This is a genomic window from Microcystis sp. M44BS1 (assembly GCF_020244875.1).
Taxonomy (GTDB): Bacteria; Cyanobacteriota; Cyanobacteriia; order Cyanobacteriales; family Microcystaceae; genus Microcystis; species Microcystis panniformis.
The window spans coordinates 1-19,397 of the sequence record NZ_JADBVM010000175.1 but is presented as its reverse complement, the minus strand read 5'-3'; the positions used below and the strand labels follow the sequence as shown (position 1 = coordinate 19,397).

At 45.9% G+C, this 19,397-nt stretch carries 10 protein-coding genes and 2 pseudogenes; 4 read left to right on the top strand and 8 right to left on the bottom strand.

Annotated features, from left to right (window positions below; all coding sequences use genetic code 11):
- Positions 1–120: 120 nt before the first annotated feature.
- Positions 121–894 carry a cobalt ECF transporter T component CbiQ gene (gene cbiQ, locus IM515_RS14170; RefSeq protein WP_193959807.1) on the top strand — a complete coding sequence of 258 codons (774 nt, stop codon included), beginning with the start codon at positions 121–123 and terminating at the stop codon, positions 892–894.
- A 14-nt stretch (positions 895–908) separates the two neighbouring features.
- Positions 909–1,691 carry an energy-coupling factor ABC transporter ATP-binding protein gene (locus IM515_RS14165; RefSeq protein WP_002769392.1) on the top strand — a complete coding sequence of 261 codons (783 nt, stop codon included), beginning with the start codon at positions 909–911 and terminating at the stop codon, positions 1,689–1,691.
- A 129-nt stretch (positions 1,692–1,820) separates the two neighbouring features.
- Here the strand turns inward: IM515_RS14165 and IM515_RS14160 are convergent, their stop codons facing one another.
- Entirely contained in the window at positions 1,821–2,042 is a 222-nt protein-coding gene (locus IM515_RS14160; RefSeq protein ID WP_287629324.1) for a DUF4926 domain-containing protein, read from the bottom strand.
- A gap of 642 nt (positions 2,043–2,684) precedes the next feature.
- On the opposite strand from IM515_RS14160, the gene IM515_RS14155 reads away from it, so the two are divergent.
- Entirely contained in the window at positions 2,685–3,875 is a 1,191-nt protein-coding gene (locus IM515_RS14155; RefSeq protein WP_287629323.1) for a HEAT repeat domain-containing protein, read from the top strand.
- 259 nt (positions 3,876–4,134) lie between these two features.
- On the opposite strand, the gene IM515_RS14150 is transcribed toward IM515_RS14155, so the two are convergent.
- From IM515_RS14150 to IM515_RS14135, 4 genes and pseudogenes are all read right to left on the bottom strand, one after another.
- A complete protein-coding gene (locus IM515_RS14150; RefSeq protein WP_287629322.1) occupies positions 4,135–9,252 on the bottom strand; it encodes a hypothetical protein in 5,118 nt (1,705 codons plus the stop codon).
- 98 nt (positions 9,253–9,350) lie between these two features.
- Positions 9,351–10,115, bottom strand: a complete 765-nt coding sequence (locus IM515_RS14145; protein ID WP_287629321.1) for a hypothetical protein — start codon at positions 10,113–10,115, stop codon at positions 9,351–9,353.
- A 767-nt stretch (positions 10,116–10,882) separates the two neighbouring features.
- Positions 10,883–11,101: pseudogene (locus IM515_RS14140) on the bottom strand (aspartyl protease); the annotation flags it as partial.
- 69 nt (positions 11,102–11,170) lie between these two features.
- A complete protein-coding gene (locus IM515_RS14135; protein WP_287629320.1) occupies positions 11,171–12,400 on the bottom strand; it encodes an RNA-guided endonuclease InsQ/TnpB family protein in 1,230 nt (409 codons plus the stop codon).
- Positions 12,401–12,560: 160 nt separating this feature from the next.
- On the opposite strand from IM515_RS14135, the gene tnpA reads away from it, so the two are divergent.
- Positions 12,561–12,890, top strand: a complete 330-nt coding sequence (gene tnpA, locus IM515_RS25920; protein WP_353737099.1) for an IS200/IS605 family transposase — start codon at positions 12,561–12,563, stop codon at positions 12,888–12,890.
- A 100-nt stretch (positions 12,891–12,990) separates the two neighbouring features.
- Here the strand turns inward: tnpA and IM515_RS14130 are convergent.
- From IM515_RS14130 to IM515_RS14120, 3 genes and pseudogenes are all read right to left on the bottom strand, one after another.
- Positions 12,991–13,170: pseudogene (locus tag IM515_RS14130) on the bottom strand (hypothetical protein); the annotation flags it as partial.
- 451 nt (positions 13,171–13,621) lie between these two features.
- Complete coding sequence (locus IM515_RS14125) at positions 13,622–14,140, bottom strand: PEP-CTERM sorting domain-containing protein (RefSeq protein ID WP_287633550.1); 519 nt, start codon at positions 14,138–14,140, stop codon at positions 13,622–13,624.
- A 93-nt stretch (positions 14,141–14,233) separates the two neighbouring features.
- A complete protein-coding gene (locus IM515_RS14120) occupies positions 14,234–18,691 on the bottom strand; it encodes a DUF8508 domain-containing protein (protein ID WP_287629318.1) in 4,458 nt (1,485 codons plus the stop codon).
- Between the last annotated feature and the right edge of the window lie 706 nt (positions 18,692–19,397).

Below are 19,397 nucleotides of genomic sequence, written 5' to 3'. Positions count from 1 at the left end.
CGGTAGCGTAACCCATGCGGGCGTTGGGTTTCATGCTTCAACCGTTCGGCAAAAGCTCACGGCCGAAGCCCAACCTACGTTCATCTGATAACTGATAACTGATAACTGATAACTGAATAAATGCTACACATTGCTACTTTTTCTTGCGAAAATGAGCGCCAAAATTGCGGTTTTTGGCAGAAACTTGCGCCCCATACCCGGGTTTTAGTGACTCTTTTGTTAGTTTTTGCCACAGCCTTAACTCCGAATGGTAGCTGGGAAACTTGGGCAATTTACGGATTAGGATTAATTATTTTAATTCTGATTAGTCGGGTGACTATTCCTATACTTTTACAAAGAGTAGCGATCGAATTTGTCTTTATCGGTGTGGTTTTATTGGGAACCCTTTTTCGCGATGGCGGCGAAATTCTTTGGTCTTGGGGATTTTTGCGGGTAACTAGCGAGGGATTGCTGGTGTTAGGCAGTGTGGCCATAAAAGCTTTTCTCTGTCTTTGTACGGTCAATATTCTGGTTTTAACGACAGCAATTCCCGACCTGTTGCAAGCATTAGTTACCCTAAAAACTCCCCCTTTATTGGTGGCAATTTTGGCTTCTATGTACCGTTATCTAGCTGTTTTGATCGCTGAATTTAATTCCATGCGAAGGGCAGCAATTGCGCGTAATTTAATGAGTAGTCCCCGATGGCAACGGTTGCTAGTGGGACACATGATCGGCTCTTTATTTATCCGTACCTACGAACGGGGCGATCGCATTTATCAGGCCATGTTATCGAGGGGTTACACTGGTTCCTTGCCTTCTGTGCAGGTTCCCCAAAGCAAGCTGAAAGATTATCTCGCTATAATTTGTATAGTAATTCTGATCCTCTGGGGTCAAATGGTACATCTACTCAGGTAAAAGTCTCGTTTTTCATGCACCACAACCCGATTTTTATTGAAAACCTAGTTTATACCTATCCTGACGGTACAGAAGCGTTAAAGGGTATTAATTTAGCCATTGAAGCTACGGAAAAGGTGGCTTTAGTCGGGGCAAATGGATCGGGAAAATCCACCTTATTACTGCATTTTAACGGTATTCTCCCGCCACAAACGGGTAAAATCACCGTCGGTCCCTACCAAGTTAAACCAGAGAATTTAGAAAATATCCGCAATTTTGTCGGTTTAGTCTTCCAAAACCCCGACGATCAGCTATTTATGCCCACTGTCTGGGAGGATGTGACTTTTGGCCCGATGAATCAGGGAATTCGGGGAGAGGATTTAAACCATCGCTGTCATCATGCTTTACACGCGGTGGGATTGGATTCCCAGCATTATGGTAAGAGAAACAGTCAGAATCTATCGGGGGGTGAAAAAAAACGCGTGGCCATTGCGGGGGTTTTAGCCATGTTACCGCAGGTCTTAGTTTTTGATGAACCTAGCGCCCAACTGGACCCCCGGTCCCGTCGGCAATTAATACAACTGTTAGCCACTTTACCCCAAACCCAAGTGATCGCTACCCACGATCTCGATCTGGCTTTAGAATTATGCGATCGCACGGTGGTGTTAAGTCGTGGTCAGGTGGTGGGAGAGGGAGAAACCGCTAAGATTTTAAGTAATCGGGAATTTTTGGAACAACACGACTTGGAAACACCCCTTTGTTATAGTCGTCCCTACTGTGCGATCGCTGATGCGCCCTCACAAGTCAGTGATCAGTGATCAGTGATCAGTTATCAGATGTGAGTTTTCAGTTCACCGATTACTGTTTACTGAACACTAAAAAAAAGCTCCCTTTTCCCCTCTCATAGACAGTCTTAACGAGTGATTTAGATGGTCAACAGATTACCGCTACTTAGCGGTTAATTTTGGGGATTCTAAGGGAGAATGATGTAATAACATTAATTGATTTTCTTGTAAGATTTCGATAGCATAAGCAATGCCAGAAGTATCGCTAAATTCAACTTCAAAAACATTTGGCTCATAGACTTCTACAATTGTTCCCACTTGCCCGCGATATAATCCCAATTGGGGTAAGTCTTCTAATAAAGCAACCACATCTAAGAGTTTCATTTCCTTATCTCCTTAAAGTACATAACAAGTAACTAAACGGGGAAAATTTTCATCATTTCTGATTATCCAAACACTGGGAATAATAGCCGTTTTGTTTTGATGATTTAGGGGAAAGTCATTAACGAAGGCAGGGGGCGATCGGCAGGGGGCAGGAGGCCGTTTTTGTAACGGGGATTTATGCCCCGCTCCCAAAACTTTTCGCCTTAAGGTGAGGTTTTAGACCCGATTTTTTCGATAATATACTTTTGTCCATATTCCCACTTCTGCAAGAAGTCTGTGGATAGCTTGCCCTGAGTAAATAGGGCTTGCTGAATAAATGTGAAATGTAGGTAAGGTAAGGGTTTTGTGGCTTTTCTCGTGAAACAGGTGCCAGATTTTGAGAGAATCGTGCTTCAAAACCTTGCGTCTTCATCGGCCTGCGTCCTGTAGGGGCGAAGCATTCGGGCAATAACCTATCGGTGAAACCAGAGATTTTCTATCCGAATGCTTCGCCCGTACTTTTTGTCGCAAACCCTAAATACTGATGTCCGATGCACAATTTTGAGATTTATTATCGGTTTCTTGCATAATGAGAGAGGACAAAAGCGAGAAAGTCTGACATTCTTAGGATAGGTAGCACGAAAATCGAGGCCATTTCTCACGATGCAAGCTCTGCTAGAAAAAGCTCAGATAGCGTTGAATAAAAAGGACTGGGAGACAGTAAACGCCAGCATACAGCGACTTTTAAACCAAAAAGATGCTGTTGAATCGATTATTAACGATGAAATCCTCGATTTAGCCCTAGAAGCTTTACAAAAATGTGATTTTCAACAGCGATGGGAGATAGCGAAACTATTTCCTCAAATCGGTCAATCGGCGATCGCTCCTTTAATTGCCCTGTTAGAATCCGAGGAACAAGATGGGGAAATGCGCTGGTTTCTGGCAAGAATTCTCAGTCAATTTGACGATCGAGCCTGTATTCTCGCTCTCAGTCAATTATTGCAAAGATCGGAGGAGGAGGAACTCAGCCAAATGGCTGCGGCTGCTTTAGCTAATATCGGCAGTTCTGCGATCTCCAGTTTAGAACAATTACTGTCCGACTCGAACAGGCGTTTTTTAGCCGTACAAGCTTTATCACAAATTCGCCGGCCGGAAATTATCGAACCGCTTTTAACCGTAGTTAAGGATCAATCTAGCACCATTCGGGCTATGGCGATCGAAGCTTTAAGCAGTTTTCACCATCCCCAGATTACTGCGATTATCCTCGATGCTTTACGGGATCCGGCCATCGAGGTGCGACGGGAAGCAATTAAAGCTAGTAGTTACCTAGCGCCAAGTTATCCCCAAGCAGATTTAGTTAACCATCTGCAACCGCTGTTATTCGATATCCACCTCGAGATCTGTCAAGAAACTGCGATCGCTCTCGGTCGTATCGGCACAGCAACCTCAGCTAAAGCTTTAAATCCACTGCTGCAATCTTCCTTAACTCCCGATAGTTTAAAATTAACTGTAGTGCGAGCATTGGGCTGGATCGAGGATGGGGAAGCTTTAAATTACCTAGAAAAGGCTTTATATAGCGAAAATGTCTTGATTTGTCGAGAAATTATCGCTATTCTCGGCCGGCAAACCCCCCAGAAATTACGCCGACAAGCAGGGGAAATTCTCAGTAATTTTTATCACTCCCGTCCGGCGATCCTCGCTGATACGGGAGTTAAACAGTCTCTAGCGATCGCTTTAGGAGAATTAGAGCGGGATAATAAAAGTATTTTGCTGACTTTAGCAGCCGATGGGGAAGCAATCGTCCGTCTTCATGCTCTCAGCGCCCTGAAAAAGCTAGATCATGCAACTATATAGGGTTTGCGGCAAAAAGTTTGTTGGTGGGGTTAGGAGTCGGTCGTCAGTAGCCGGTCGTCGGTCGTTTCAGGCTTTGTTGTCCTCTTTTTTTTGTACCAGTTTGTGTACTCAAAGAAGGATAATGCAAGGTTTTTGAAGGTCTTAATCCGATTTTCGCAGCATGAACATCGGGTTTTAGCAGGTCAAAAGCCTTATTTTAAAAGGGTTTTACCATTATTCAGCCAGCCCTACATAGAGGACATTATCAAAGGATCAAGCATTACTCCCACTCCTGTAAGTCTCTGAGCCAATTTTGCAGCAAGCTAGTTAATTGAGTACGGCGAGTTTCAAAATTGCCAGCAATTGAGAGCAAGCTAACCCCCACCAGCAATCCGATAATCCATTTAAGCAGGGGATAAAGGAAAATCAAAATTACCAACTGATAGAAAGCATTAGCCACAAAAGTAAAAGTGCCAAGATAGAGGAAGGCGCGAATTCGTAAGGCTAATCCGGCAAAAATTGCCACTAAACTGAGAATACCAGGCAGGATTCCCGTCTGATGATGAAACCAGAGAGCCGCACTAGCAATAATGCCTGTTCCCAAGAGGCGGAGCAGGTGGCGCAAGGATTTGCCTTGCCTCCCCTGACAGGTAGGTTCTATCCAGACAAGACAGAGGAGAGACAGTCCGACAAGACTGCTGTAGGCGAAGGGAGTTGCCAGAGAGAAATCCGCCAGCCAACGGGCGATCGCCCAATTCACTAACAAGAGGGTAAGATAGCACCACCGGGGTTGCTGCCGCAGCCAAGCCAGCCAAGCATAGAATCCAGCCACCACCAGCAAACTTAGGGGATTGAGCTTGTCTAAACTGCCCCCAAGGGCGAGTCCGGGAAGAACAAGAGCGAGGAATTGCCAAGGACGAGGTGGCCAGCCCCAAAGCCGCCAAGGGAGCAGATAGGTGAAAACAGCCACTCCAGAGGCGATTACTCCCAACCAAGAAACTAGGTATTGAGAGAAGAATTCCATCGGAGTAATAGTATTGGCAGCATAGGCACCAATCGCAGCCCCTTCTAGAATGCCCAGGCAGACCCACATTTCAGCGATCGCCTGGTCAGGATGGTTGCGCCCTTGCCAGATAGCATAACGAGTCAAAAAGATACCGGTTGCCAATCCCAACAGTTGATTGACTGCAACGGGATAGAATAAAGCTCCTAGTAACAGGCAACTGCCCAAAGCCCAGTGCAGGTGGGCAACCAACTTCAATTCTGAACCCGTCAGATGCAAGTAACCAGTCAACCAAGGAGACAGCAACCGATAGCCGTAAACCAAGCTGGCGGCCAGGGCTGCCATTGCCAAAAATTGATCGCCTTGGGACAGGTCGGCAATTTGATAAAACAATAGCTCGTAGGCTGAGATGGATATTCCGGCAATTCCCAGGTACAACAAGGGCTTCCCAGCCGGGGAGCGCCGCCCAACTCCGATGGCAATCAGCGCCAGTCCTAGAGAACTCAAGCCAGTCCAACTACTGAAGAATCTCCAAGCCAGAGCCGCTCCTAATGCCCCATAGAGCAAGGGCAGGATATTCCAGCTATTGAGCATTTCCCGTCTGTGAGTAGATCTGTGCCACCAATCTCCCAACAGTTGGGTAAGCAATCCCAAGAGAATATTGGCGATCGCTAGGGCAATTAAAGACTGCTTAGTCAGGTTGAGAACTTCGATGGTGAGCAGTTCCAAGCTCCAGCCTACCCCGTAGATGCCCCAGTTACTCGGGTCGAGGTAGCTTCGATAGGCGATCGCCGCTAAAGTCAGGGCAGCCGCTAGGACAGAGAGGCTTGAGGCCGCCATCCAATCCCAGTAAACGGCTAGAGAATGGAGAGTCAGGGCGACTAACTCCAGACTACAGAGGGCAATTGCCCAGCCATCGAGGGACTGGGTATAGAGGGCGGCAAGTTGGCTCTGGCGGCGCAAGAACCAACTCCGCAGCATCCAGAGGACAGCTAAGAGCAAGGCAACTGCCAGCAACCAGCCGTCAATTGAACGCAAAGCCCATCCCGCCCAACCATCCCACAGGCAAGTTCCCCACAAAGCCAGAGCGAAGCCGATGGTAAGGGTAACTGCCGCCCCTTGTTGTAAATAATAGGCATGAACCAGCATCAACCCAGTTGCTATTCCTAAGCCGATTAGCCTGTACCCTGTCAGCCCTAGCAAGGGCAACTGGACTAGGGATAAGGTGGCAATACTCAACCAGATTGCTGAGGGAAAACGGGGAGGTTGCCAACTGCGATAGGCGGTTGCTCCCATAAGCAAGAGCGACAAGAGGAGAGTGCGGAAAGGCTCCTGCACTATCGAGGTGTTAGCTACCAGAATCGACAACTCCAGACTACAGAGGGCAATTGCCCAGCCATCGCAGGCGCGGGCATAGAGGAGAGCAAGTTTAGAAGTACGCTGGCTCAACCAATAGCGCAACGGCCAGAGGGGGATAAGGGCGATTGCCCCCGCCAACAGCCAATCTAATCCAGAGAGAGGCAATCTCTCTAGTAAGGCAACGCTCAAGCCCAAGGACAAGCCGACCGTGATGGCAGCCGCTGCTAATTTTTGTAGGCGATGAGTCTGAAAGAACATCAACCCAGTGGCGATCGCAAAGGTGACTAGGCGGGTTTCTCCCCCTACCCAGGTGGGAATTTGGGCAACTAGCAGGACTGAGATGCTCAACCAAATGACTAGCTGAGGTTGGCGCGAGGGTTGCCAACTGCGATAAGCTGTCGCCCCCATCAGCAACCAAGTGGCGATCGCTTCTCTACCGTCTGGAGAATTAAGGACATTGCCAGAAAGCGCCAATAACATCAGGAGCGAGAGGCAAGTTGCCCAACCATCGCTAACCTGGGCATAAATTCTCGCCAAATTATTCGGTAATGCCCTTAAGCATTGGCGGAGAATCCACAAGCTTGTCGCAGTAATTACCCCTGCCAACAGCCAGCTTGCTTCTTGCCGCAATGCCCAACCAAAACTGCCATCCCACAAACACAGTGCCAGCCAACTCAAGCCAAAACCTACGGTAATCGCTGCTGCTGCTACCTGCTCTAAGTTACGGCTATTGACGAACATCAATCCTGTAGCTATCCCTAAGCTAATTGAGGCAATTCCTGGTGCCAACCCTTGCAGGAGTAGGGCTGTTAAGATAAGCCACTGCCACAGGGCTAAAGCTCCCATACTCAACCAACTGGCAACTTCCCGCCGAGCCAGATGCCAAGTTCCCACCCCAGTCAGGGCCAGGGGAGCCAAACCCCAGACTAAGCCCCACTCTAGCCCCATAAGCGGGCGCTCCAACACAGAGGTCAACTGGGCGAAAACTGTCCCCTGATTGAGGACAAACAAGCTATAGGATAGCCCAGCCAAGATTAGTCCCAGATTCCAAGTTGTGTGGTGTAGGAGATGGAGCAAGGAAGTAGGAGGAAAGGGCTGTTTCAGGCTGAATGCCAATTCCAGCACCGCCAGCATGATTAAAATCACGCCCCAAACTGCCCAACTCAGCCTTGGCCATCCCCAGTCAATCGCCAAAATTAGGGTGAGCAAGCCAGCTAGGTGAGTGAGATAGGCCAGGGAGAGAAAACGGCGGGAAATCTCTTGAAGGGAAGCTAGTTTGACTTGCCGTTGGCTGAAAATTACTAACGCCAGGGTTGAAGCTGCCAAGTTGAGCGTCCTCAAGGCAGGATTGACTAAGGAGCAAAAGGTCAAGGTTGTTCCCCAGAACAAGGCTATCGAGCCGGTAAAAGAGGCTAATTCCCGCTTGCCCAATTGGGAGAACCAATCTGTCAGGAACAGGATCAAGACTAGGTAAGGAAAGAGAACTAAGCTTAGTAACGCCCAAGGGGTAGCTTCAGCGCCAGTTAAACCAGTCCCCAAGGCGATTGCCCCTTGCCTGAAAGTGTCTGGAAGTAAGCGCCAAGCCAGCCACAACCCCTGCAACCCAATCAGCAAGGCTGCTGCCAAGTCGAACTTCCGCCAGGAGTAACCGATGCGTCGCGCAAAAAACAGGAGTGATAAACCACTCACTACTAGGGCCTGCCAGGGTGTTTCACCCACCGACAGTAACCAACCTAGCAGCAGCAAGCTACCGCCGATACGCTGCCACAAGGAAACAGATTGTCTGGTCTGCCAACTGGCTAACCAGCCGCAAATCCCCACAGCCAGCCCCAATTGGCTAATCTCTACTTGAGCGATAAAAATTGCCCGCACCAGCAGGATAACTAGCCCATAGACGACAATTGCCTCATTTAAGCTAAAAGGGGCTAATCTTTCTCTCCTTGATGCTGCTTCTTGTCCGGCTCCTTCAGGAACACGGGAAAGGGAGATCAAAGTTGTTCCCACCATGCCCAAGTAAGTTGCCAGCAAGGGAAAACCTCCAATTGCCCATCCCCAATGCAGATAGCTCAATCCCAAGTGATTCGGCAGACTTTGAGAAAATCCTGCCGGGCGAGTTTCCCCGTACCTCCCCCGGAATAGTTGAACTGTTACGGCGGTAAGGGAAAGGGCAGCCACTACCACAATCAACCAGTCTAGAGGGTTGCGCCACAAGCCCAAGCTATCCATGGCCAGAAAATTCATCGGCACTAGCAACAGAGTAACCAGGCGCAAAGCTTGACTGGTCAGGCGCAGGCGCGGCTGTTGGCTACTCCAAAAACTGGCTCCCCAAAAAGCTAAAGTATAAAGCCACAAAACCCCATACTGTCCGGCGCTTGAGAATTTTTCCCAAAAGTTGGCGGCGAGGACACCAGAGGAGATGACCACCATGAAGACTCCCAACAGCAGCAGCCAGAGGACGCTCAATTCTGCCATCAAAGACTGTAACATTTGTCCAAACTGGCTGGGAGTTTCCTGCCGTCGAGGAGATGTTGGCGGCTGTGGCGGGATTCTACGGGGAGCTTCTGGCCGTCGAGAAGGTAGCGCGGGTGGGGGAGGCGGCTGGGAGGAGATGGGGTCTGGCAGCGGCTCTCTGGTAGGGGCAGTTGTCAGTATAGGCATGACACAGGAGAGGTTTTCCCGACACAGTTGCTTGACTTGAGATTCCTCAAGTAATCCTAATTGGAGCCATTGTTCTAAACCTTGTAGTAGAGGGGGATGGGAAGCTCTCACTCTTATAACAACCCGGATTTGAGAAGCAGTCAGCCAGCCTCGCTCCTGCCATTGCCCCAAACCTTCTAAAAAGTTAGATATAGGGACGCTGGTGGTTATTGTCAGAGCGAGGGTTTCTTGATTTTCTCTCGCATTTATTGCTAATTCTAGTCTTTTGTCGGCAATCAAATCTAATTCTAGCCATTGCTTGAGAGCTAGTAAAAGTTCGGCTGGCGAGCTAGAATTGACGATTTCTATTGAGATGATTCGATTCTCTTGAAAGGACATAAGTAATCAGATAAAGGTAAAGTTAACTGGGGAGACAAGGGAATAGGGAACAGTAAGGGTTTCAGCCTTGGTTACATCTCTTAAGAAATTAATCTCATCTAAGCTGTCTTGAAAAAGCGAATAATCTCTCGTACATGATTGAGAAATTGACTGTCTTCTGTCAGTTGTGCAATCGCATTTTGTGCTTCCTGAGATAAGGTTTCATGTTCAACCTGATTTTTAGCCTCCAATTTTTCTAGTAAGGCTTTCAGACGGGCTAATTCTTGGCGATTTATTTGGACTTCTTCTTGCTGTATATTTGCTTCGGTATCCAGTTTTTCCCTGATTATTGCCAGATTATCCTCTAAAATAGAGACGCGATTACGCAACTCTACTACATCCTCTCTGGGATACTTAATCTGTTGTCGAATCATTGACAAACGCACGGCTAAATATTGATAAGCCCGAATCGCCGGACGTAAAGCTGTCAATAATAAAGTTGCACCAGAACTCACATATCCTACTGCACTAATTCCCGTTGCTGCTAAGGTATAAAGTCCAATTCCTGACAGCAAATGTAAGGCGATTGCGAGCCGAATTGACCAACGCGCTACTGTCTTAACATAATCAACTTGTTTCCGATCTACGGTAATATTTTTTTCTTGAGAAATTGCTGCTTCTGCGATGACTTCCTGGGCATCAAAATAAATGTTCCAAGGAACAGTCACAATCACTAACAACCACCAAAAACTGGCGATCCCAATCAACCAATCGATTAAATTTCCTGACGGGATGTGCAACCATCGTAAAACCCCAAAAGCTAGTAAGACTAAGGCTCCAAAAATCACACAAAACCCGATAAATCCTAGATAGCTTAAAAACATCTCAATCACCTCTTTTTTATTTCTCTTTCTGGCTCTACCGAACTTAGTATGCTAAACTGATGATTGAAAAAGGAAACGGGGAACGGGGAACAGGGAAAAGGGTTGAGATTTTGGCAACAACTAAGAAATGATTATTGAAGGAAAAGGTGACGTTATGGACAATAAGCAGAGAATAGTCTGGTTTTTTTTAGTGCTTGAACCTTAGCAAAGCTGAGTCAAAAACATGGTTTTTATCAGCTAATGACATCAATCCCCCCTGTTCCCCGTTCTCTCATCTCAAAGTGTTATTTGGCTCGTCGGGACTTGGTATGGTTCGATAGGGGGGCATAAATCGACTAAATCCTTATCTGGCAAGAGATTTAATTGATTAGTTCGCTCCATATCGCAAACAATTGACAAAAATTGCGGCAATGTCTGTCTCTATAAGGGTTTCATTCCTTATAACCCCGTCCATCACATAAGACAAACCGAAAAACCTGTTATTTTTACATAACAGGTTCGGTAGAACCCTCTTTTTTATGCTAGAAAAAGATTGGTCAAGTTTCACTAGCGGTTGTGACACTTTGTGAATTTACCCATAAAATAGCCTAATTGTGAACCATAACTTGGCTGTTTGACAACGAGTATAGTGTAGTGTAGGTTGGGTTGCAGCATGAAACCCAACGCCCGCTCATGTTACGCTACTGCTAACCCATCCTACAAATAATTGTGTCTCCCTACTTAAATTGAGAAAACAAGGGTGATCGATCCATGAAGGTTATCAATTTTTAGAGAATTGTTAGATAAGTATCTAGAGATTCGGAGGGTAGAACTTTCAAAGTTTGGTTTTGTAGGTCTAATTCTAAACCCAGTGCTTCTAGGGGGATTACTCCAATTAAAGGATCGCGACCACCGGGTAATTCTAAACATTCAAAAGTTCCCTCGCGACCACAAAGCAATATTTTAGCATCCTGAAAGACTCTCGCTTTGCTCAATCCAGTTGCGGTACAGTTGCGGTACTAACATCGACTTCTTTAATTGACGCTCCCATCGCACTCATGCGAGGGATTCCCTGTTCATCCAGTTACCTTATTTATTAGGCTTTCACCTAATAGACAGTGGGTAGTCTGTCCGAGGGCTTGAATTCCTGTCCGCCCGACAGTATTTGCTTTATGGAGAATCTTTATAGCGGCGTTTTCATCCCTGTCCAAGACACAACCACAAGAACAAACATGGGTTCTTACAGATAATGTTTTCTTGACAATATTGCCACAACTAGAGCATTGTTGGCTAGTATATCGTGGATTTACCGCTACCACAAACTTCCCGTGTATTTTTCCAAAGTAGCCTAGCCAATCGGTGAACATTGACCAACTTGCATCTGAAATAGATTTAGCAAGCTTAGGATTTTTCACCATATTGGAAATCTTCAAGTCTTCATAGACTACCAAATCGTTAGATTGGATTAACGCTTTTGCTGTCTTAACGGCAAAATCTTTACGTTGTCTAGAAACTTTTAAATGAAGGCGGGCTACTTTAGATTTCTGCTTTAACCTTTTTTGGCTTCCCTTTTTCTTTTTTGAGAGTTGACGTTGAGCCTTTTTTAGTCTTTTTTCAGACTTACGAAGAAACCGTGGGTTATCAATTTTATCCCCATTAGAGTTAGTCAAGAAATGGTTTAAGCCTAAATCAATCCCTACTTCTTTTCCTGTAGAGTCAAGCGGTTCTTTTCTCTCAATGTCTAAGACAAATTGACAATAAAAGCCATCTGCTCGTCTAATAAGCCTGACTCTCTTGATTGTGGATTTGTCTAAGAGTTGACGGTTAAAAGTGCCGATTAGCTTTAATTTTCCTATCCCTGTTTTATCCGTGATGTGGATAAACTTCTTGTCTTCTGTCAGTTTCCAACCAGAAGATTTGTATTCTACAGACCTTGAGAACTTTTTAAATTTGGGATAGCCTTTTTTCGCCAAACCCTTCTTGCTCCGTCCGCTCGCCGAATTCGATTCGGCGCAGGCGGTGCGCTTTTGACAATTGTCATAGAAACGGGATATAGAAAACCAAGCTCTTTGGGCACTTGCCTGACGAGCCATAGAGTTGAGTTTACCAACAAAAGAGAACTCAGGATTATTAGATAATTCGGTAGTTAGCCTACACAAAGTAGCATAGTTAACCTTATCTTCTTTGGTAGAGTCCATCCAAAATCTTAAACATTTATTCCTGATGAACTGTCCCACTCTTATCGCCTCTTGAATGGCTATTTCTTGGTGTGAATTGGTTTTTAACTTAAACTCTATAACTCGCATCGATTCGACCTTTCAATATGTTATGCTATGATTATAGCAATCCACTGTACAAAGTGTCGTGTCAAGGGCATGAAAGCTGATTATTTTAAGACTCGTAGGGCTACCTTTAACCTCACCGTTCACATAGTCCTTGTTACCAAATATCGCAGAAAGGTGTTCTGTGAAGGCGCATCTGGAATTTTTGAGGGTAGCTTTTCAAAACATAGCTGAGAAATGGAATGGGTCGATAGTTGAGTTAAACGGAGAGTCAGACCATGTTCACATTCTTCTAACTTACCCGCCTCATAAACTGTTAAGTGGATTAATAGCCAACTTAAAGTCAACCTCTTGCAAACTTATGTGGGACAACTACCCTGACCATTTGAAAAAGATATATGGTCAAGACAAGCGAGTATTATGGACGGGGGCGTATTTTGTGGCTAGTTGTGGTGGTGTCACAATAGACCAACTTAAAAAATATGTCGAGAATCAGGATTCCCCCAAATATTAGTTGTGCTTCGTGTCACTGAGCCTGTCGAAGTGCTGTTTTATATTGGTCGGTTTTTCATCTCCGAGGTGAAACAAAAGAGCCTTCAAACCGACATTTCAGGTAAATCTAGCCCCAGTCTGTCAATAATATTAGCAGGTAAACAGAGGGTTGTTGCTCCCGTATCAACTAAAACTTTTGGTAAAGTAACAGAGCGAATTTCTGAAGGAGAGATAAAACCTCTAGCAGCTGCTGATTCATCGGCACGATTAATTATTGTTAAAGGTGTGAAAACTTTGCCCATCGGATTTGTCTGTTTCTTTTCCATATTATTATTTAGTAATCCCTATAATTAGAGAAGATATTTTGAGACTAACTAGAGATTAGAGCGGTTACTGATAACTGATACTAAATCTGTTTATTAAAGACTGATTATCTATTGCTCCTCTTGCCTCTTGCTTCTTGCCTATCCTGATATGTAGCCTATACTCAACGGATTTAGTATTATAGCAGTTTTCATCAGAATGAGGTATGGGCAAGGGGCTTAAGCCCTTTGTTGGCAAAACTTGTCGATACCTCAGTAACGTGAAAAGTGCTATATTTTGATTTTTCACCCTACTTGATAGGCGACAAGTACCAATACTTATCGCCTAAGTGGGATGCTCCCACATAACTCAATTCAAAACCCCTAGCAAATCCTTGATTTGCCCTTACTGGAGGTGGCTTAAATTAGTAAAACACGAGTTTTAATGATACTATCGTTTTCTACCGACCAAAAAACCGCCGATACCTAAAGCAATAATTCCTAGAACAGTTGAAGGTTCAGGAATCAGGACATATTGAACGGGGCCTGAACCGCTATCATTAGTTCCAATATAGGAAAAAGTAGCCTCAGTACTACCAAAAGCGGGAATTAGAGAGAATTCTGGAGTAAAACTAGACGTTGAAAAATTCAACCCTAGAAGGATACCATCTAAAAATTCCACCTTAGGACTATCAGGAAAAGAATCATCATCAACAGCAGTAAAAGTTGAGCCAAAAAAGTTCAAATTTACTTGAGACGCATCTAGACTTTCAAAGCCTGAACCGGTTGAGGGCGAATTATCATAGCTAAAAGTACCCGAAAAAGTTTGCCCTGTCAATGAACCATTTTGGATAGTTCCAGCTAGATTGTAACTTACGATAGCTGCTTGAGCGGGATTGACTTGCTGAACTGCAAGACTTAGAACTACCCCAGAAGTAATCACTGCGTTGCGTTGCCAGGAATTCATCATTTTGTCCTCATCCAATAAGATGTGCTGAAAATATTAGGGTTGAAAGGTGCGCGTTTGATCAGTCGCGCCCTTCAATTTAGTTAGTTAGAGAGCCTAACCAAAGGTGAAATTAGCTTGAGTCAAGGTAGAAGCATTAATTCCATTGAGAATCGCCACATCTCGTCCAAAAGCTTCAATAATGGTATTTGCACCCGCTTGACGATAATCCCAATTCGTGCCGCGAGAACCAAAACTTAAGCTAGTAGAGAAGAAACCAATCAGATCCCCTTGATTTGCTCTGTAATCAGCGATAATGTTGGTATTTGCCGGTAAGAGCGCATCATTTTCTGTAATCCAGAATAGATCCTGGCCGCTACCCCCAGTGACGATATTATTACCACCGGCAGACCCCAAGAAAAGTAGATCATTCCCGACACCCGTATCGATACGGTTATTGGTTCCTGCGTAAACAATGTCATTGCCCGAAGCGGTACGGATGTTATTACCACCGACAGCAAAGCGAACGTTTACAGTGTCATTCCCACTTCCCGTATTGAGAATTTGATTATTGCCGATAAATTGTTTGCCATCACGCGCAGCTGCGTCAAAAATATCATCACCTGTGGTTCCATTAATGGTTGTCGGCAAAGGTGTAATACCATTGAGAACCGTATCTTGACGGAAACCGAGGCTTTGAATCCGTTGATCTTCTGATTGGGGAGTGTCGGCCTGGTTAAAGGGCTGTTGTCCCTTCTCGTTGTTGTAAAAAGCCGAAAGATACTCGGCAAAGGCATCCTGTATCCGTCCGGGTCGGAGATTGGCGTTCCCCAGAGAATCGGGTTCGTCAAAATCGGTTAAGCGTTGGATATTCTGGATCACCGTGGGATAACTATCACCGCCATTTGCCAGGAAACCTTGCGTGACAACACTAAAAACGGTGTTGGAAGCGACTACTAATTCCCCATTTTTCACAATGGTTTGGACACTATTGCCCGTTGCATCTGCTAAGGCAAGACTGCGAATCCGTTGACTGGTTGGAGCGTTGGGGTCATAACTAAAGTTAAAGCCACCAATTTGACCAAAACGACCGTTCCCCGTTTCCACTGAAGAAATCATGTGTTCGGCCAGTTGGAGAAATCCGGTGGCGTTCACTGTACCGACAACGATATCGCCGTCAAAGCGTAAGGAATTAGAAATATCGAGTTGTGAGATATCCCCTTCCTCTTTGCCCACATCGGGATTCGCTTGCGGGGGCAGGGGAATGATTCCCGAGTCTCCGATCGCGAACCGTCCGATCTGATCGCGGATCGAGCCGCCATTGGTGAAGGAAATATCGATCCGGTTAAAGCCAGGTAGTAGGTTATGCTCATTCAAATAGGCTTCGGCGTAGAAGTCTTGAGCGTCTGCGGTCAAGTTACCCAAGTTGGTTTCTTGGGTACGCACATCGCCCCGAACCCCGTTGAGAAAAACATCGGTTTGACCGAAAATAGTACCGTCTAGGATGTCAACGAAGCCTCGCACCCCATCGACAATTTCGACTATATCCGGATCGGCTTTGGCTCTTACTTGATCAAAGGTAGTAATCGATTCATCGTAGAGGCGATCGACTCCCGCAATATCAGTGGCATAAGGACCGCTATCATCTCCAATCGTGGTGATTACACCTCGATCATCAAAAGTGACGACCAATTGATTCAAGTAGCGATAATTTGCGGCTGAATTGACGTAAATAACCCGGTTATCTCCACCCCCGTACACTTGGGGAAAGGGTTGCAATAACTGTCCGTTATTTTGTTGGGTTTCATCTTCCCGTAGGGGGGGAACTCCGGTACTGGAAGACATCTGTTGGTGAGAACCACCCCCAAAAAGTAGATCAACCCCTAACCCGAGGGCTGCCATTTCCTCGGCCAAAGCGATTTCGATGCGGGATTCTTGCAGGTGAGTCATCAAAATAATCTTATTGATACCCGCATTGCTTAAAGCTTGGACTTCGGGGGTGATGTTGCGGATGATGGAGTCCACTTGCACATCCACGGAAGTCGTTCCGGTAATCACGTTGCCGTTGCTATCTCGGGTCGTTACCTCGATCGCTCCCGTATCGGCGATCGATTTGAGATAGGGGGTAACAATGCCGATAATTCCCACTTTTTCGCCGTTAAAGTCCTTAACCACGCTTCCAGTTAGGGTATTGGGTAAAGGCGCTCCCCCGTTAGCGACCACGGCTAAACCGTTGGGAAGGGTAGCCCGACTGTAATCGAGGTTATTGGCTAAATAGGGGAATGCCGCTCCAGGATAGCCTCCAAGTCCGATACCGACACCGCCATTCTGTCCGTTAACCCAATTAGGATTCGGGGCAACTAGGTTGAGGAAAGAACCAGCACCACCGCTAAATTCATGGTTGCCCACCGAGGCCACATCCCAGCCTAATTCATTGTTAATCAGGATGTCGGCGATGCCCCCTTGATCGGCCTGTGGATTACCCGTTGTGGCGTTATCATAAATATCGCGGCTGGCATTAAAGAAGGGACTGGAAATGTAAACATCTCCCGTAGTTAATTTCAGCGTATTGGTGTACTTGTTATCCAAGGCATTCATTACCGCCGAGAAGCCCAGAATATCTTGAAAAGCCGGAATACCCGCTTCTTGATCGGAGGCTTGTAGAATTTGTAGGGTAAACGGCAAGTTGAGAGTTGCAAGGATGGGTTCATGATCAGCGGGCTGATCGAGAAAATCAACGTTGACATGAACGATATCGTACTCGGCCTTACTGGCGAGATTATTGGTTATCAAAATATGGTCTAAGGCTTGGGAGTTACCTTGGAAGTTGAAGGTGGCGCGATCTCTGACATCCAGGGTTTGAGAAAGATTGGTTAGCACCCCACCACTGAGAATTTGCTGGAACTCTTCAAAATCAAAGCCGTTAAGATCCCCTAAAACCACCACGTTAGCATTGGGATCGTCCGCCAGAATCGCGTTGACTTCGCTATTGATAACCGTAGCTTGATTGGCTCGTACTTCCGCGCTTCCAATATTGGGGGGTTGAACATTGCCAAATAAACCATTGCCACCGCGTCTGGAGGTCAAGTGATTGTTAATTACCGTCACTTCCTGTCCGTTAAACGTAAAGGTGGCGACTAGAGGCTTGCGACTGTTGGTAAAAGCACCATCATTATCGGGCGTGGCGATGGGGTCGGTGATCCGTCGGAGGGAACCTTCTACAAAGCTAACACGATCAGGGTTATAGAGATAGCCAACTCGAATATTAGTACCTGGCGCACCCCCATCTCGACCATCGACGGGATCGATATTCAGGAACTGGTAGGTAGGACCGCCTGCGGCCGTGATCGCGTCGATTAAAGCTTGATAGGTTAAATCCGCCGCTACCGTACCGTCGTTGATCGGGCCGTTGTTGTCTTGAATTTCCTGAAGTCCGATAATATCGGGAGCTCTCAGGTTATTGACGATTTGATTGGCGAGTACGCCGAATCTCTCGAGGCCACCTGGGTTCGATTCAGTGGGATTGAGATTTTCCACGTTATAACTGGCGATCGTTAGCTTATCTGCCGTGCCTATTAGATTCGTCACTTCCCGCTGCAATCCGCCAGGAGTAGCTTGAACCGGTTCGGTTACTAAGACCCGGTAGTCACCGAACGCGTAATCAACTACCCCCGTCAGATTCCCTAAGAGATCGCCCACATCAACTCGTGGCAGGTCTGTGGCGCTGATTTGAATCCGTTCGGGGTTGAAATCATCTGGAGCGATGCCAATACCACCGCGACTGTTGATGCCGGTAGCGTCGGCCCCTTGATTCGCCACCGTCCATATTGAATCCGAGCTAGTAGGTCGGATAATCGTTGGACTGACTGCCATGGTATCCTGTACCGTTACCAGCATTCCTTCCAAGCTTTCATAGAAGCCGATCCCAGTATTTAAATCTAAGGGAATGTCGAAGGTGTCAGGGGAAAAGTTCGCTCCCGCGATGATTTGGTTGGGGGGTACGCGACCTCCCGATCCGATGAGAATGGGGTCGGGTAAGGGATTGCCCGAACTTAACACGTCGATTATGTTTCGAGAGAGATTGGCAGCAATTTGTGTGGTACTGAGAACAGTCGAGTCGGGTACTCTTTCGCCGTTTATAGTAACATTCGGTCGATTTTCCTGCACCTGTCCACTGACTAGAACCGAGTCGCCGACCTTGAAATCAAATTCGTGATTAAGTTCTTCGAATCTTTGCGATCCCGTAAAGACGAAGATGCCTTCCGAAGTTCGCGGATCGTTGTCTGGATCGGGGTCTTGTAGGTAAAAGCCATCTATTATCAGTTGGCCAAAGGTGGGACTGGATTGTGTGTTGTCTCTTCTCGTATTGAACGCCGTAAGGATTCCGACTACACCGCTCACCAGCGTCCTTGCTTTTTCCGATACTAATCCAGTTCCTTGAATGTCGCGGATGCGAATTTCCGAAAAGGTTGTCTCGGCTGTGTCCTGATCGTAAAAGGTTGTCTCGGCTATGTTCTGGTCGTTGTAAGTATCGTAAGGATCATCGTATGTGTCTTGGTCGTCAAAAGTAATCATCGCTTTCTTGTCCTTTGTATCTGGATAAATTACACTCGCTCCGTTTATTTCGTCTATCTGTGACGATGGGGAGTATCGAGCAAAAGTCCCGTGTGTAAAAAAATACAGGTAGAAACAGACGAATAATTTCTGATTCCACCAAATATAGAGTGGTATTCATCGAATACCGACTTTTTTTCTACAACCTGCGGTGATAGGGTCTGAAAAATTTCTAATGCGAAAAGCACTTAAAATAATAGACCCGAAAACAATGCTATAGGACTTTCTTTAACATCTAGATAAGACAAGATTAAAAAATCATCTTTTGCTCGATTAATTTTGTATTCTATCGTTTTTCACAAATGTGGATTGCCTATAGATTCTTGCCACTAAAGGAGTTTATCAGCAAATATACCTTAAGTGCCGAGAAACCCTATGACTTGTACTATTCTCTGTTACTCCCAGTTTTTTTATTAATAAAAGATTCTCAAAACATTTAATATCAGTGGTTAGATATGTGTAATTAGGGTTTGCTGAAAAAGTTTTTCGTGGGGGTAGGAGTCAGTAGCCGGTCGTTTCAGGCTTTGGGTAGTGATTCGGTAGTAGTGGTAAGCCATCTTGCTTATCTGGACTGAGTCGTGTAGAATATTTACTAATAAAAATAATTGCTTGATAAATGTTGGGGATTTGGTTTTTATGATTGCTATTTTTATCAATATCTTCTCTT

Excerpts from the sequence above, each read along its gene's own strand:
- IM515_RS14155 (WP_287629323.1), top strand. The coding sequence starts at position 2,685 with ATGCAAGCTCTGCTAGAAAAAGCTCAGATAGCGTTGAATAAAAAGGAC.
- IM515_RS14135 (WP_287629320.1), bottom strand. The coding sequence starts at position 12,400 with ATGCGAGTTATAGAGTTTAAGTTAAAAACCAATTCACACCAAGAAATA.
- IM515_RS14160 (WP_287629324.1), bottom strand. The coding sequence starts at position 2,042 with ATGAAACTCTTAGATGTGGTTGCTTTATTAGAAGACTTACCCCAATTG.
- IM515_RS14120 (WP_287629318.1), bottom strand. The coding sequence starts at position 18,691 with ATGATTACTTTTGACGACCAAGACACATACGATGATCCTTACGATACT.
- IM515_RS14165 (WP_002769392.1), top strand. The coding sequence starts at position 909 with ATGCACCACAACCCGATTTTTATTGAAAACCTAGTTTATACCTATCCT.
- IM515_RS14125 (WP_287633550.1), bottom strand. The coding sequence starts at position 14,140 with ATGATGAATTCCTGGCAACGCAACGCAGTGATTACTTCTGGGGTAGTT.
- IM515_RS14145 (WP_287629321.1), bottom strand. The coding sequence starts at position 10,115 with ATGTTTTTAAGCTATCTAGGATTTATCGGGTTTTGTGTGATTTTTGGA.
- IM515_RS14150 (WP_287629322.1), bottom strand. The coding sequence starts at position 9,252 with ATGTCCTTTCAAGAGAATCGAATCATCTCAATAGAAATCGTCAATTCT.
- cbiQ (WP_193959807.1), top strand. The coding sequence starts at position 121 with ATGCTACACATTGCTACTTTTTCTTGCGAAAATGAGCGCCAAAATTGC.